The 15,172-nt window shown below is 70.7% G+C and carries 11 protein-coding genes; 4 read left to right on the plus strand and 7 right to left on the minus strand.

Going from position 1 to position 15,172, the window contains the following annotated elements:
* Window positions 1-17: 17 nt before the first annotated feature.
* The 7 genes from HZZ10_RS11420 to pnuC all read right to left on the minus strand — a co-directional run bounded on the left by HZZ10_RS11420 (window position 18) and on the right by pnuC (window position 9,120).
* On the minus strand, window positions 18-1,598 hold the full coding sequence (locus HZZ10_RS11420; protein ID WP_179913592.1) for an AMP-binding protein: 1,581 nt from the start codon (window positions 1,596-1,598) through the stop codon (window positions 18-20).
* Complete coding sequence (locus HZZ10_RS11425) at window positions 1,591-2,277, minus strand: hypothetical protein (protein WP_179913593.1); 687 nt, start codon at window positions 2,275-2,277, stop codon at window positions 1,591-1,593. Before HZZ10_RS11425 ends, HZZ10_RS11420 begins: the two co-directional genes overlap by 8 nt.
* Window positions 2,274-4,184 carry a hypothetical protein gene (locus HZZ10_RS11430; RefSeq protein WP_179913594.1) on the minus strand — a complete coding sequence of 637 codons (1,911 nt, stop codon included), beginning with the start codon at window positions 4,182-4,184 and terminating at the stop codon, window positions 2,274-2,276. The genes HZZ10_RS11425 and HZZ10_RS11430 overlap by 4 nt, the downstream gene beginning before the upstream one ends.
* Window positions 4,181-5,416, minus strand: coding sequence for a hypothetical protein (locus HZZ10_RS11435; RefSeq protein ID WP_179913595.1), 1,236 nt, complete (start codon window positions 5,414-5,416; stop codon window positions 4,181-4,183). The genes HZZ10_RS11430 and HZZ10_RS11435 overlap by 4 nt, the downstream gene beginning before the upstream one ends.
* Window positions 5,413-7,056 carry an AAA family ATPase gene (locus HZZ10_RS11440; protein ID WP_179913596.1) on the minus strand — a complete coding sequence of 548 codons (1,644 nt, stop codon included), beginning with the start codon at window positions 7,054-7,056 and terminating at the stop codon, window positions 5,413-5,415. The genes HZZ10_RS11435 and HZZ10_RS11440 overlap by 4 nt, the downstream gene beginning before the upstream one ends.
* Before the next feature lie 214 nt (window positions 7,057-7,270).
* Window positions 7,271-8,470 carry an AAA family ATPase gene (locus HZZ10_RS11445; protein WP_308507558.1) on the minus strand — a complete coding sequence of 400 codons (1,200 nt, stop codon included), beginning with the start codon at window positions 8,468-8,470 and terminating at the stop codon, window positions 7,271-7,273.
* Between the two features lie 23 nt (window positions 8,471-8,493).
* Window positions 8,494-9,120 carry a nicotinamide riboside transporter PnuC gene (gene pnuC / locus HZZ10_RS11450; protein ID WP_179913597.1) on the minus strand — a complete coding sequence of 209 codons (627 nt, stop codon included), beginning with the start codon at window positions 9,118-9,120 and terminating at the stop codon, window positions 8,494-8,496.
* Window positions 9,121-9,261: 141 nt separating this feature from the next.
* Here pnuC and HZZ10_RS11455 point away from each other — a divergent pair, with 141 nt between their 5' ends.
* From HZZ10_RS11455 to HZZ10_RS11470, 4 genes are all read left to right on the plus strand, one after another.
* On the plus strand, window positions 9,262-12,186 hold the full coding sequence (locus HZZ10_RS11455) for an FAD-binding and (Fe-S)-binding domain-containing protein (protein WP_308507559.1): 2,925 nt from the start codon (window positions 9,262-9,264) through the stop codon (window positions 12,184-12,186).
* Window positions 12,187-12,251: 65 nt separating this feature from the next.
* Window positions 12,252-12,896 carry an SDR family oxidoreductase gene (locus HZZ10_RS11460; RefSeq protein WP_179913598.1) on the plus strand — a complete coding sequence of 215 codons (645 nt, stop codon included), beginning with the start codon at window positions 12,252-12,254 and terminating at the stop codon, window positions 12,894-12,896.
* 84 nt (window positions 12,897-12,980) lie between these two features.
* Entirely contained in the window at window positions 12,981-14,618 is a 1,638-nt protein-coding gene (locus tag HZZ10_RS11465; protein ID WP_179913599.1) for an AAA family ATPase, read from the plus strand.
* A gap of 144 nt (window positions 14,619-14,762) precedes the next feature.
* Window positions 14,763-15,110, plus strand: coding sequence for an MTH1187 family thiamine-binding protein (locus HZZ10_RS11470; RefSeq protein ID WP_179913600.1), 348 nt, complete (start codon window positions 14,763-14,765; stop codon window positions 15,108-15,110).
* Window positions 15,111-15,172 lie beyond the last annotated feature (62 nt).

Consider the following 15,172-nt stretch of genomic DNA (forward strand, 5'->3'; position numbering starts at 1 on the left):
GCTCCGCTGACCTGCGGCTATACGTCGAGGTCGCTGCTGAAGCGGCGCTTGGCCCCGGGCCCGAGGTCACGCGGGTCCGAGACCGTCGTGGTGAGGACAGGACGTCCCAGCAGCGCGGTCAGGGCTGTGTCGAGCGTGCTGAGCCCGGGCTGTGCGGGCACCGTCGCCACGGTGGGAGGCGTGGCCCGGGTCGGCAGCGCGGCGAGGTGGATCGTGCCGTCCGCTGCCTGGTGCAGGTGCCAGGCGGCGAGCCCGTAGGCCTGCAGCAGCTGGGTGGTGTCGACCGACGGGACCCAGCGGCCGTCGGCCGTCTGGAAGCGGACGGCCGCCCGACCCTCGAGCCCGACGAGGACCGTCGCCCAGGTCCCCTCGGCATCGCGCTCGCGGACGAGGGCAGCGGTGTCCCCGGTGCGGTACCGCAGCAGCGGGAGGTACGGGTTGTCGTCGACCGTGACGACCACGTCGCCCCGCTCGCCATCGGGGACCGGCGTCCCGTGCTCGTCGAGGATCTCCACGTGGACGCGGCGCGGCAGGACAGTGTGGCGCGTCTGGCCGTCCGTCGTCCGGTCCCCGGTGAGGTCTGCGGCGACGAGCCCGGCCTCGCGGGTGCCGTAGACGTCGACGACGGGCACTCCCCACCGCTGCTCGAGCCGTCGCCGTGCCCCCGGTGCCAGGTGGGCGGCGCCGGAGAAGACGACGAGAGGGTGCAGCTCGATGTCGAGGTCGGCGAGGGCGAGGAGCGACAAGGGGTTGCCGCTGAGCACCTGGGCGTCGGCGTCGGCGAGGAAGGCCTCGCGGTCACCGGGTGCGCGCCAGCCGTCAGGGTGCACGTTGACGCGGGCCATCGGCGCGCCACCCTTGGCCGTCAGGGCAGAGGCGTAGGTGAAGGCCGTGCGCTGGTCGACGACGTTGAGCAGGCACGTGCGTCCAGGCTCGGCCTCCCAGGTCACTCCCGCCCGGGCGGCGAGGTCGGTGAGGTAGACGACCTCGGCGGCGGTCGAGAGCGGGTGCAGCGGCACGACGAGCGCGGCCCCGGTGCTGCCCGAGCTCGACCCCTCGAGCACCCTGTCGAGGGGGACGTCGACGGGGACGAAGTCCGCGACCCCGCGCCCCAGGTCGTCGCGGGAGACGGGTGCTACGTCGTCCAGGCTGCGGGGTGCTCGGCCCTCACGGCGGGCGAGCGACCTGTAGTGCGGGACTGTCGTCGAGACCCGCTGCACCAGCTCGTCGACCCACCCGGGGCGCGCCCACACCTCACCCCTGGGCTCCCAGGACCTCTGTGCTGCGTCGGCGGCGCGCTCTCGCAGCACCGGGAGGTCGTCGGGCATCACCCTGTCGCCGCAGACGTGCACCCACGCGGGGGCGTGCGGGTGGTCCCGCAGGGCCTGCATCCCCGCGAAGCCCTCGGCCGAGAGCGACGGCCACCGTTCCGTGTCGGTGAGCGCGACGGCCGAGAAGGCCTCGTACTCGGCGAGCGCGGGGTCGGGGACACCGCGGGGGAGGGCCTTCAGGTCGGGCCCGGCTGGGGAGGTGCGCTGGGGAGGGGCCGCTGACGGTCCGTTGGCGTGCGCGCCGGTGATGTCCTGGTCCTCAGACATGGCTCACCTGCGCCGCGGCCTCGCGGGCGCGCTTCTCGGCGAGCGCCCTGTTGAGCTCTTCGGTGCGGCGGGCCTCTTCGGCGAGCTGGGCGAGGACGAGGCTCTGGATCGCTGTGCTGACGGTCTGCCACCGGGCCTCGGCGTCGACGGCGGTCTCGTCGCCGGGGTGCAGGCCGCAGGCACGCAGCACGGCGCGCGCGGCCTCTTCGCGGGTGGCCGTCGTGCTCGGCCACGTGGAGGGCTCGAGGACCGGGGCGAGGACCGTCGACAGGCGCGAGATCGCCGTGAGGGCCCAGTCGGTCGTGGCCTCTGGTCCCGTGAGCACGTCTGCGAGGACCGGGGTGCGCCGCAGAGCGGGGTCGGCCAGCACCCAGGAGGTGATCAGCGCGGCGCGTGCGCGCTGGTCGCCGAAGCCGCCCGGGGCCGAGAAGAAGGTCCGCAACCAGGCGATCTGCTGCTGGGTCCGCACACCCCCCGGGGCGAGGTCGGCGAGGGTGTCGGAGACGACCGCGGCGGCGTCGACGTGCGCGCGGCCGGGTCGTGGGCTGCCGTCGCCGAGGGCACCGACGGCTGGCAGCCTGTCGGCGGGGCTCTGGGCGATCCGCTGCATCACGGTCGCGAGCGTCGGGCCGGGGCGCAGCGGCTGCGCGGGGTCGACGAGCCCGTCTCGTACGGTCATGCGTTCTGCCCCCAGAGGGTCCGGGCGAGGTCTCTCGCGAAGGGGACGACATCCTCCCAGGCCGACACCGTGTAGACGGCGTAGCCGGGAGCCATGTCGACGTAGCGGTCGGGTGGTCCTGCGACGTTGAGCACGAGCGATCCTCCGCCGCCGGCGGCCCGGACCGCTCGGGCCGCGCTCGTGGTGAGCGGCTCGAAGTCCTCGGGGAGGCTCCAGGCCCCGTCGGCGAACATGCTCACGACCCCGCTGTCCGAGATCACCGCGATGTGCCGACGCCGACGCCGGCTCCGGGCAGGGCTGCCCGCGCTCGCGGTGTTCCCTGCGCTCGCGGTGCTCCCGGTGCTCGGGGTGCGGTCGGCCTCGTCGAGGTGCGTCTGCTCGAGCAGCTGGATGGGGAAGGACGTGCTCCCGCCGAAGTACGCGACGACGGCTGACATCACGGCTGTCGCGTCCCGGGTGAAGCCGTCGGTCCCGGCGATCTGCCCGGGACCGCTCCAGGTGGTCGCCTGCACGCGCGCGCCGCTGCGCAGGGCAGAGAGAGCGAGGACCGCGCCGGCCAGCGCGATCGGGGCAGGCTGGTGGCGGGGGTCGGGCATCGAGCCTGAGGAGTCCAGGTACAGGTCGAGGTCGACGGGCTGGTCGTCGGTCTCGGTCGAGGTGGTCGAGTCGAGGTGGCGCTGGACCGTCGTCATCCCGGGCACGACGACGGGTGAGGCGAGCATCGTCGCGGTCCAGTCGACGTCGGCGAGGTCGTCGCCCGTCTCCCACGGGTCGAGGCCGCCGAGCAGCGTCTCGGGAGCCGCGGGTGTGGCTGTCGTCGGGAAGGGGACGAGGTGGCGGGCTGCGTGCTCCCGGTACCAGGCGATCGCCGCGGACTCGGGCGAGGTCGCGACCCCGAGCGACTGCAGCACGGCCGCGTAGTCGGCCGGGGTGAGCGTGTTCCCGGCGCTCTGGGACGCGACGGGGTCGCGCTGCAGCCCAGTCTGCGGTCCAGGGGTCGGCGAGGTCGAGTCCTCGCGTGCTGCGAGGGTGCCGACGACGCGTGGGTCGAGTGCTGGGTGGACGGGTGGGCGGAGGGCGTCCGAGGCTGTCGCCAGCCCGGGGACTGGCGTCCCCGGGTGCTCGTGCTGGGCGCAGGGCAGGTCGACGACGGTCTGCCCGCCGCCGCTCCCGGTGTCCCGTGCCAGGAACGGACGCAGGACCATGGCGAAGCCGCCGGCGCCGGCTGCGGGGTCGTCGGCGTAGGTCCGGACGAGCCTGGCGAGCACCTGTGCCTCGGCGTCAGCGTGCGGCCCGGGTCCGCTGAGCGTTGCCGCGGGGAGCGACCACAAGATCTCGTCCGTGCGCAGCAGGAGAGTCATGACCTCTCCCTGCGGCGGACCGAGCCTGCGCCACAGCCCGACCATGTCGATCCCGGCGCGGGTCTGCAGCCTGTCGTTGATGAGCATGTCCGACCACAGGTTGGTCACCAGGCCGGCCCGGTGGTCCAGGTCGACCAGCCCCAGGCGGACCTGCGCCGTCATCCGGCCAGCCGTGAGCATGTCGGCCGGGGAGTAGACGTGGTGGCCGATCTCGTGCGCGAGGACAGCCACGGCGTGGTCTTCGATCCCCTCTGCGAGCACCTGCTCGAGATCGATCGACACCTCGACGTCTCCGAGGCTGAACCACGCGAAGCTCGTCGCCCCGCTCACCTCGCCAGCGCCGTGGAGCCGCGGTGGCCGCAGGCGGGTGAAGCGGCCCCACGCGCCGAGCGCCTCGGGCCAGGCGGCCGTCCAGGCGGCCCTGAGCGCTGCATACCGTGCATCGTCTGGGCGGGGCGCGCGGGTGACGGGGAGCGGGAGTGCCGCCGGGACCGCAGGAGCCTGGTCGGCAGAGGTCCCGGTCCCGCGACGACGACCGCCCCTCACGGCTGGTCCTGGGGGACGTCGTGAGAGGCGGCGCGAGCACGGTCCTCGCCTGCGCCGGTCCGCACGAGGTCGAGCCTGTACGACGTCGCGCGGCTCACCAGGACCATCCCTGCAGTGGTGGCGCCCGCCCCGGTGACGGTGTCCTGAGCACCTAGGTGGGGTGCGACGGCGTCGACGAGCGCGGGGTCTGGCTGCACGGCCGCCAGCAGGCTGTCGAGCTCGGCAGCCGAGGTCGAGCGTCCCGCGCTCTCGCGCAGGACAGCGGTCCCGTGGACGTCGGCGACGACCACCCAGACCTGGTCGTCAGCCGCGACCCGCCATGTCGGTGTGGCTGCCTCGACGGTCCCCAGGACGACCGGGACACCGACCCACGGCCCGCCGCTCCCACGGAAGCCGCCGACCTGTCCGGTCCGACCAGCCGCCGGGGCACCGGGCCACCAGAAGGGGTCTGCAGCGCTGCGCGCCAGGACGTCCCCCGGACTGCCCGTGCCGCGTCCCGAGCCCCGTGAGCCGGGCACCGCGGCACCTGCACCACGGGTCCCGGCTGCGCCGGAGGTCTCGCCGTCGGCGCCGCTAGCACCGCCTGCACTGCCTGCGCCGCCCGCGCCCAAGCTCTCACCGACTCCATCTCCAGCACCGTCTGCAGAGGAGCTCTCGTCGACGGCACCGGCCAGGTCGAGGAGCTGGACGAGAGCAGCATCGGGGAGCGATCCTGCAGCAGCGAGCGCCGCACCGCGTAGCCTCACGAACCCTGACCTCCAGGCGGCGACCGCAGCCGCCGCACGCTGGGCGTCGTCGTCGTCGAGGTGCGCGTCGGCCGCGCAGAACCGACGGCCCCACTCACCGAGGTCGGCCCCTCGGGCGATGCGTCCGGCTCCCTGGACGACGACGTCGACGGTCACCTTCGGTGAGCGGCCCATGGCACGGGGCAGGAAGGGGACGACCCCCAGGAGCGCCCAGCGGTCGGCCGAGGACTCGTGCCACGCGCGACGCACGACGAGGGCGCTCGCAGCGTCGACGAGGACGGGCACGACCGCTGCGAAGGCTGACGGGTCGCCCATGGTCCGCGCGAGGTGGTCGGCCCCCGGACCCATCTCGAGCAGGGCGGTGCGCAGCGCGTCGGCCGACGCGCCGGCGGACCGAGCGGCGGCGACGCGGGAGTTGAGGACGTCGCGCTGCGCGACCAGCTCGCCCTGCCACGTGGGAGCGGCAGCCGTGGACTGGTCCATCACCGGTACCAGCGCAGCCACGTGAGGTAGTTGGTGTACCGCTGGTGCGCGTACTTGAGCACGAGGGCGTCCTCGTAGACGTGGCCGTGCAGCTTGCCGGCGCCCTCCCACCCGGCGAGGATCTGCTCGATCCGGCGCATCCTGTCGAGCACGACGTCTTCACCCAGGGAGTCGAGCCCCGCCTGTACCTGCTCGAGGACCTCGCCGACGGGGTCGTCCTGGTCCAGCCCGTACGCGTCGTACTGGGCGCACGCGTCGTCGAACATCGTCCGGATCCACGACACGCGGTCCGAGCGCAGCGGCTCGCGGTCGGCGTCGTCGAAGACCGTCGACTGCTGGTCCGGCACGAGCTTGTCGTGCAGCACGAAGGGCAGGACGGCGCGCAGGTCGTCGAGGCCGACGCTCGAGCGACCACGGAAGTAGGCCATCGCCTTCGCGTACGCCACGAGGGACTGCAGCGCCCGGACGGAGAGCCCGTTGAGGGTCTGGGCGCCGATGTCCGAGAGCTTGTCGCGCCCGGTGTCCGAGCTCGCCACGAGGTGCGGGTCGATCCCGGCGAGGCGCGCGGTGTCCTTCGTGCGGTACTCGAACTGCCACGCCGACCCCTCGAGCAGCTCGAGCTGGCTCGCGAAGAACTCGAGCCGTCGCCGGACGGGCCGCTCGATCTGCACGGCCGTGACCTCGCGGTGCAGGCGCTCGTGCTGCGCGTCGTCGAAGACGATCGACTCGGGCACGGCCCGCTCGGGGTGGATACCCTGCTCGGCCCGCGCCACGAGGTCGCCGAGGAACCTGTTGTTGAAGGGCAGCGCGTGCACCACCACGTCGATGCGGTCCCGCAGCGCCTCGACCACCTGGTACGTGCCGCCGCCGGCGTCGTCGTTGGCGGTGAGGTACCAGGCGGACTCGCCCGTCTCGTAGAACTGGTCGAAGACCTCGACGTACCCGTCCGCGAGGACCGTCAGCAGCGCCGACTGCGTGCGCGTCGGGATGCGGTTGTACTCGTCGACGATCTTCACGCGCATGCCCAGCCACGATCGCCAGGCGACGTCGACGTCGGCGAGCGAGTCTGCCTGCACGAGGTCCTTGGGCAACGGTGTGCCGAACATGTCGGAGACCGTGAGCTGTGGGTGACCGTGCTGCATCGCGCGGCGCACGTCCTGGATCGGGTACCCGGCGAGCACGCCCATGAGCACGGCGCTCGCGGTCTTCCCGCGACCCGGTCCGCCGATGAGCAGGCAGCGTCCTCGCACGGCGAAGGTGAGCAGCGGCAGCAGCACGAAGCTCGAGTAGGACTGGTCGGAGGGCAGCGTGAGCAGCGCCTTCGAGTCGCCGAGCCTGAAGCTCGTCTCCGGGGTCCCCGGCCCCGCGGAGAACTCGACGTCGTAGTGCGGGGAGATGATCGCGTGGTTGACCACCCAGAAGTACGCCTGCCGCAGCTTCTCCGCGAGGTCTGCGTCCTGCGAGCCCTCTGTGGGGGTCGCCGTGCCGAAGAGGTCCGCGACGTCGAGGTCGTAGTCGCCCTGCGTGCTGGACGTCCCGCTGGGAGCCGGCCGGGTCGGCGCGTCCGAGACGTGCCCGAGGGGCGATGCTGGAGACGATCCGGACGAGGTCGCTGACGCGGGGCTGCTGGTGTGCTCTGTCACACGGGCGAGTCTGCCACGGGGGCACCGGCCCGTCAGGCCGTCGCAGGGCTGCTGGGGAGAAGGCCCCATCGACGCTCCCTGTGGACGAGCGCCAGGGCCGAGAACCTCAGCCCGAGCCCGAGCCCGAGCCCGAGCCCGAGCCCGAGCCCGAGCCCGAGCCCGAGCCCGAGCCCGAGCCCAGATGCAGGCTCCGCGGCGCGGCTGTCTTGCTGGCTCAGACCCCGCGGTCCGAGCCAGCCGGCGCCGGGGCTGTCGGGTCGGGCAGCGGGGCGCCGACCTCTTGGCCCTGCTGGTCCATCGGCGGGGCCACCCACCGCGGCACCGCGACGAGGGCGTCGACCAGGCGGACCGCCTCGGCGAGCCGCTCCGCCCGGGTCCCGCGGAGCTCGACCCACGGGGCGCCGCCGTCCTCCTGCGCGGCGAGCTCCTCACGGAAGCGCTGCTGCATGCCGTGCCGGATGTGCTCGCCGTCGCGCAGACCGTCCTGCACGAAGGGGATCTCGTCGCCGGTCAGCAGGTAGAGGTCGGGCACGCGTGAGGCCGCGAGCTCCTGCACGGACGGAGAGGGCGTCCCCATGTACCGCTCGTGCCACAGGGTCGTCGCGAAGGCGTCGGTGTCGCAGACCACGAGGGGGAGCGGGGTGGTCGCCGCGGCATGGTCCTCCATCCGGCTCTGCTCCCGGGCGATCAGGTCGAACTCGGCCGTGTGCCACGGGGTCTCGAGCCCGCCCGGACGGACCTCGGACCACTCCCGCCCGAACTCCGGGACCGCGGGCAGCCCGTAGTGCGCCTGCAGGGCCTCGGCGAGGGTCGTCGTGCCCGTCGACTCCGCCCCGACCACCACCACCCGCCGCGCGAACCAGGCCCGCACGGCTGGCGGCAGCGCCCACCAGTGCGCCCCGGGGTCGGCCCGGACCGCCGAGCCGCTCACGGTCACCGCGGCACGGCCCGGGTCTACCTGGACCCACTCCGCGTCGAAGCGGCGTGCCATCTCGGCTCCGTAGACGTCCGAGGTGAAGACGGCGTCGACGGGGGCGCTGACCGAGCACCCGGGCACGCAGCCGGCGTCGAGCAGGTCCTTCATCACCTGGACGTGCGCCTGCCACGCGTCGTGGGACTCGTAGTCGACGGGTGCGTCGTCGAGCCCGGTGACGACGTGCGCGCCTGGCAGCTCGTCGCGCAACCACTGTGCTCGCAGGTCTGCCGGGATCGACTCCTGCGACGACCACAGCACCTGCACGGTGACGTGCTCGCACTGCGCCAGCGCCGTGCGCACGAGGTTCAGGTGCCCGGCGTGGACGGGGTAGAACTTGCCGATGACCAGGCCGTGCCGGAACCGCTGCCGCAGCCCCTGCTCCTCGACGGACGCCCCGTCAGCCCTGTCAGCACAGTCAGCACCGCGCGTCCCTCCCACGCTGCTCGTGCTCCGCCCGCCGGTCACCGTGACGACCCCGGAGCCGGAGCACCGGGCCGAGGCTCGGCGAGGAGCGCGTCGTCCGCAGCCTCCGACCTGAGCAGCGCGACCTTCCAGTCCCGCAGCCCCAGCAGGCAGAGCCCGATGAATCCTGCGTAGAGCACGGCGGTCAGGTACAGACCCGACGACAGGTAGAGCCAGACGAAGATCACGTCCGCGACGATCCACACCACCCAGTTGCCGATCCACTTACGACCGAGCATGAGCTGCGCGACGAGGCTCAACGAGGTGGTCACCGAGTCGAGCCACGGGCTCGACGCGTCGGTCCAGGTGCTCAGCACCCAGGCGAGCAGCCCGACGAGGACGACCACGGTCACCGCGGCTGCAGGCCACACCCATCGCGGGGTCCGGCGCACGGCGAGCGTGCCGCCACCGGTCCCTCCGCGGAGCCACCAGTACCAGCCGAGGCTGGCCAGCACGAGGTACACGACCTGGAGCCCCGCCCCGGCGTAGAGCCCCGTCGAGGCGAACAAGATGATGTAGACACCGTTGTTGACGATGCCGACGGGGAAGGTCCAGACGTTCTGTCGTACGGCCAGGTACACGCACACGGCACCGGTGACGAACCCGATGATCTCTTCGGCAGACATGCGGACAAGATTCCCACACGCGGGCCCGACACCTCCGCGCCACTCAGATGCTCGCGCGCCAGGACGCGACCCCGGCCCGCGCAGGCGTCCGGAGAGTGGTTGGCGCGCGAGGTCCTGTGCGGGCGGTGGAAGAATGCGCGTGTGGCTACCCCGGTAGAGGTTGAGATCAACGGTCCCGACGGCACCCCGCGCACCGTCCGGTCTGCAGACGCGCACGCAGACCTCGTCGCGTCGCTCCGCAGAGCCGTCGACGGCGAGGTCTCCGACTCGACGCTCCGCCGTGCCGAGTACTCCTCGGACGCCTCCAACTACCGCGTCGTGCCGCAGGTCGTCGTGGTGCCCAAGGACGTCGACGACGCGCTCGCGGCCATCACCGTCACCCGTGAGGCCGGTGTCCCGCTGACCACCCGCGGGGCAGGCACCTCGTGCGCCGGCAACTCTGTGGGCCCGGGCGTGGTGATCGACTTCTCCCGCCACGTCAACACGATCCACCACCTCGACGTCGAGAACCGCACCGCGCGCATCGACCCCGGCGTGGTCATGTCGTCCTTGCAGAAGGTCGCCGCGCCGCACGGCCTGCGCTTCGGCCCCGACCCGTCGACCCAGAACCGCGCGACCCTCGGCGGCATGATCGGCAACAACGCCTGCGGTCCGCACGCCGTCGCCTACGGGCGCACGGCCGACAACGTCGTCGAGCTCGACGTCGTCGACGGCCTGGGCCGCCGCTTCACAGCGGGGGCCGACGGTCGGGGCGTCGACAGGGTGCCCGGGCTCGGCGAGCTCGTCACCACCAACATGGCCCTGCTGCGGACCGAGCTCGGCCGCTTCGGCCGCCAGGTGTCCGGCTACTCCCTCGAGCACCTCCTGCCGGAGAACGGCACGAACCTCGCCAAGGCCCTCGTCGGGACCGAGGGCACCGTCATGTCGATCCTCGGGGCGACGGTGAACCTCGTGCCGATCGCCGGCGCCCCGACCCTCGTGGTCCTCGGCTACCCGGACATGCCGAGCGCGGCCGACGCCGTCCCTGCGCTGCTCACGCACTCGCCGCTCGCCGTCGAGGGCCTCGACGCCCGCCTCGTCGACGTCGTCCGTCGCGCCAAGGGCGCAGGCTCGGTCCCCGAGCTGCCGCCGGGCGGCGGCTGGCTCATGGTCGAGGTCGGCGGCACGACAGCCCAGGAGGCTCTCGCCAACGCCGAGGCGATCGTCCGTGACTCCGGCACGACCGCGACCCGCATCCTCCCCGCAGGTCCCGAGGCGACGGCCATGTGGCAGATCCGCGCCGACGGCGCCGGGCTCGCCGGCCGCACGCCGTCTGGCGCGCAGGCCTGGCCCGGCTGGGAAGACTCGGCGGTCCCGCCCGTCCACCTCGGCGCGTACCTGCGCGACCTCGACGCGCTCATGGCGCGGTACGGCGTCGACGGTCTGCCCTACGGCCACTTCGGCGACGGCTGCGTGCACCTGCGCATCGACATCCCGCTCGAGGCCTCGGGCGACGTCCTGAGGTCCTTCATGACCGAGGCTGCTGCGCTCGTCGGCACCTACGGGGGGTCGCTCTCGGGCGAGCACGGCGACGGCCGCGCCCGCTCGGAGCTGCTGCCCTCGATGTACTCGGCCGAGGCCATCAGCGTCTTCGAGCAGTTCAAGGCGCTCTTCGACCCCCACGACCTGCTCAACCCGGGCGTCCTCGTGCGTCCCGACGCCGTCGACGCGCACCTGCGCCGCCCGGCCGCCAAGCCCGTCGCGCTCTCGGGCGGCTTCGGTTTCGGGCACGACGGCGGCGACTTCACCACCTCGGTCCACCGCTGCGTCGGCGTCGGCAAGTGCCGCGCGGACTCGACAGCCGCGGGCGGCTTCATGTGCCCCTCGTACCTCGCGACCAAGGACGAGAAGGACTCGACCCGTGGCCGCGCCCGCGTGCTCCAGGAGATGGCCAACGGCACCCTGGTCACCGGTGGCTGGCGCTCGCCCGAGGTGCACGAGGCCCTCGACCTCTGCCTGTCCTGCAAGGCTTGCTCGAGCGACTGCCCGGCCGGGGTCGACATGGCCCAGTACAAGTCCCAGGTGCTGCACGAGTCCTACAAGGGCCGGCTGCGTCCGATGAACCACTACGTGCTCGGCTGGCTGCCCCGCTGGGCGCACCTCGCGAGCCGCATGCCGCGGCTGGTCAACCTTGCGCTGAGCGTCAAGCCGCTCGCGAAGCTGTCGCTCACCATCGGCGGCATGGACACCCGACGCTCGATCCCGTCCTTCGCCGACGTGCCCTTCCGCACCTGGTGGAAGCGCCAGGGCGCGGCAGCAGCCGCCGGCTCGCGTGCCGCGGGCACCACGAGCGAACGCCGCAAGCCCAAGGTCGTCCTGTGGACCGACTCCTTCAGCGACTCCCTCGCCCCGTCGGTCCCCGAGGCCGCCGTCAAGGTGCTGCTCGCTGCTGGCTACGACGTCGTCGTCCCCGAGGGCGAGGCCTGCTGCGGTCTCACCTGGATCAGCACGGGACAGCTCGACGGCGCCAAGAAGAAGCTGTCGACGCTCCTCGACACCCTCGGTCCCTTCGCCGTCAACGGCGTGCCCATCGTCGGCCTCGAGCCGTCGTGCACAGCCGTGCTGCGCTCGGACCTGCTCGACCTCTTCCCCGACGACCCGCGCGCCCACGCCGTCTCGACAGCCACGCACACCCTCGCCGAGCTGCTCACCGACCCGCAGACGCGCCCGGCCGAGGACTCCGGCTGGGCCGTGCCCGACCTCTCCGACGTCACGGCCGTCGTGCAGCCGCACTGCCACCAGTACTCGGTCATGGGCTACAAGACCGACGAGGCCCTGCTCGTCGGGGCCGGCGCGAAGATCCGTACCCTCGCTGGCTGCTGCGGCCTCGCCGGGAACTTCGGCATGGAGAAGGGCCACTACGACGTCTCGGTCGCCGTGGCTGAGAATGCGCTCCTGCCCGCTCTGCGAGAGGCTGAGGAGGGCGACGTCTTCCTCGCCGACGGATTCTCCTGCCGCACCCAGGCCGACGACCTCGCCGGGGTGCAGGGCAAGGCGCTCGCCGAGCTCCTCGCCGACAGGCTCTGAGCCGTCGCGCGACAGGCGTCGCAGGTCGTCACCACGACCGTCACGACATCGTTGATTGGAGCACCATGACCCGCATCGTCATCGTCGGAGGCCACGGCAAGATCGCGCTCAAGCTGGCCGCGCTGCTCACCACCGCAGGCCACGAGGTCACGTCGCTCGTGCGCAACCCGGACCACCGCGACGACGTCGCCGCCACGGGCGCTGCGCCCGTCGTCGCCGACGTCGAGAAGCTCAGCACCTCGTCGATCGGCGACGTGATCGCCGGGCACGACGTGGTCGTCTGGTCCGCGGGGGCCGGCGGGGGCTCGCCCGAGCGCACCTACGCCGTCGACCGCGACGCGGCGATCCGGTCGATCGACGCCGCTGTCGCTGCAGGCGTCCCGCGTTACGTGATGGTCTCGTACATGGGTGCGAAGACCGACCACGGGGTGCCCGAGGACAACTCCTTCTTCGCCTACGCCGAGTCCAAGGCGGCGGCAGACGAGCACCTGCGCCAGTCCTCCCTCGGCTGGACGATCCTCGGCCCGAGCAGCCTCACCGACGACCCGGGGACGGGCGCGATCGAGGTCGGCGACGACCTGGAGTCGGGCTCTGTCCCGCGTGACGACGTCGCTGCTGTCGCCGCAGCCGTCATCGAGGCTCCGGCCTCGGTCGGCCGCACGATCCAGTTCAACTCCGGTCCGACCCCGATCAGCGACCTCTTCGACTGACCCTTTGAAGCGTTTCCACCGTGCGTCTGGGCCTACGTAGCTTTCTTTCCTGCTCGGCTGGAGGCCTCAGATAGGATAGGCACCATGGATGATGAGGGCGCGCGCGCGGAGCCGATAGCGCAGTGGGAGATTCCTTCTAGAGCAGGATCCCTGAATTTGGAGGCCAAAGCTGGCGAGGTGATGGTTTTCGTTGGTGCGAATGGTTCAGGAAAATCGGCACTGGCCGCCAGTTTCTCTTCAGTGACCCCTGCAGGAAAATTACAGAGGGTCCTCGCGCATCGAAAACTGTGGTTTCAAAATTCCGGACCGGACATAAGCGCCTCGGGTCGAGAGCAGTTTGAGCAGCAATTGGTGTATTTTAATCAGGCGCCCGAGTCGCGGTATATCGATCGTTCTGCCAACCAGAGAACGGATGTGGCTCTTTTTGACTTTCTTGGAAAGGTCGCTTCCGAAGATCATCGAATCGCACGACTATCGCAGCAGGATCGGATGTCACCTGACGAGATTGATTCAGTGATGGGGGCTCGAGTCTTCGACAAACTTGAGGCTGTCCTGTCAGCAGCGGGGCTAAATGTTCGGATTGAAATCCGGGGCGGACAGTCATTTAGCGCGGTCCACCGTGGGAACGGCGGTGAATACTCGATATCCAGGATGTCGGATGGTGAGAGGGCGGCTCTTCTGCTATCAGCCGAGGTGCTTTCTGCGCCTGACTCGTGCGTAATAATTTTGGATGAGCCAGAAAGGCATTTGCATCGTTCCGTCTCGGCGGGACTAATTGAAGCACTTTTGGACGCAAGAGCGGATTGCTGCTTCGTTGTGATGACCCACGACCTTGACTTAGCTTCGAGCCTGAATGCCCGTTCCGGGGAGACCTTTGCGGTCCTCGGACTCGAATGGGTCGGAGAGGAAGTTGCTTATTGGGATATCCAGCGAGTACGCGAAGACGAATCACTCACGGAGTCGGCACGCAGGGCGATTCTCGGGGGTCGGCAGAGGATACTATTCGTTGAGGGGGCTGACGGGAGTCTCGACTATTCCTTGTATCGTCACCTCTTCCCAGGGTGGACAATCGCCGCAGCCGGAGGGTGTGAATGGGTGATTCGAAGCGTAGAGGGCTTGCGCTCTGCGGCTGCTCACCATTGGGTGCATGCCGCAGGGGTGATTGATGGAGACGGGCGAGAGGAAACGGAGCGATTGGCGCTTGCTTCGAAAAACGTTTGGGTGCTCCCGTGCTCCGAGGTGGAGAGTCTCTATTATCTTCCGGAAGTTATACGCGTGGTGGCTCGGCGTCGCGCTGCCGCAGACGGAACCGTTTGGTCGGATCTCTACGAAAAGGCAATATCTGAAGGTTTGCGAGCCCTTCGTTCTGCAGGCGTCGTTGAGCGGCTCGCCTTAGATCTGGCGAAGAAAGTAGCTTTCCGAAAGATTCGAGACTTTATAATGCCTGATCTTCGGGAGGCCTCGATAGAGGTCAAATTCTCCTCGCCGTACGACGGTATTCTTACAAGGCTCCGCGAACAGCTTGCAAGCGACGATTTCGCAGCCATCGTTCGCGAGGTCTCATTTCGAGATTCAGGTTTTAGGTCCGCCATAGCGAAGGCGCTCGGATTTCAAAAGTATTCCCTATACGAAAATGCTGCTTTGCACGCGATAGGTCAGGAGTCTGCTCTCGCGGATGCGATACGACGCGAGATGGAGGTGGGCGGGCTGCCCTTGTCTTAACTGATCGATCACGGCCAGAGCGCGATCTAGATATGTCAGCGGCATCTAAGGGTGGAGATGTACGCCGCCGGCTGCAACGCGGCTTCCGCTGTCGACCGCCCTCTCCCACTGTCGCCCCACGCCGGGCGGTGGCACGATGGGCGGATGCTCTTCGCCTTCTCTGTCGCCCCGCTCGGTGCTGGGGAGTCCGTCACGGACTCCGTCGCCGAGGCCGTCCGCATCGTCCGTGAGTCCGGTCTGCCCAACCGCACCGACTCGATGTTCACGACCATCGAGGGGGAGTGGGACGAGTGCATGGACGTCATCAAGCGCGCGACCGAAGCGGTCGGCGCCGGCGGGCACAGGGTCTCGCTCGTGGTGAAGGTTGACATCCGCCCCGGGCACACCGGCGAGCTCGACGGCAAGGTCGAGCGTGTCGAGGCACGGCTCGCGGCCTCGACGGGCAGCGCGACAGGCAGCACAGACAGCGGGACGCGGTCCGACCGCGTGTGACATGGACCTCCGCCGTGCAGGTCTGGTCTTGCTCCACCCACGAGGGTCCCACGACCCTGTCG

The organism is Sanguibacter inulinus (genome assembly GCF_013415325.1).
GTDB classification, from domain to species: domain Bacteria; phylum Actinomycetota; class Actinomycetes; order Actinomycetales; family Cellulomonadaceae; genus Sanguibacter; species Sanguibacter inulinus.

Bases quoted from the DNA above. Each gene is read 5' to 3' on its own strand.
- HZZ10_RS11420 (WP_179913592.1), bottom strand. From the start codon at position 1,598: ATGTCTGAGGACCAGGACATCACCGGCGCGCACGCCAACGGACCGTCA.
- HZZ10_RS11425 (WP_179913593.1), bottom strand. From the start codon at position 2,277: ATGACCGTACGAGACGGGCTCGTCGACCCCGCGCAGCCGCTGCGCCCC.
- pnuC (WP_179913597.1), bottom strand. From the start codon at position 9,120: ATGTCTGCCGAAGAGATCATCGGGTTCGTCACCGGTGCCGTGTGCGTG.
- HZZ10_RS11460 (WP_179913598.1), top strand. From the start codon at position 12,252: ATGACCCGCATCGTCATCGTCGGAGGCCACGGCAAGATCGCGCTCAAG.
- HZZ10_RS11465 (WP_179913599.1), top strand. From the start codon at position 12,981: ATGGATGATGAGGGCGCGCGCGCGGAGCCGATAGCGCAGTGGGAGATT.
- HZZ10_RS11470 (WP_179913600.1), top strand. From the start codon at position 14,763: ATGCTCTTCGCCTTCTCTGTCGCCCCGCTCGGTGCTGGGGAGTCCGTC.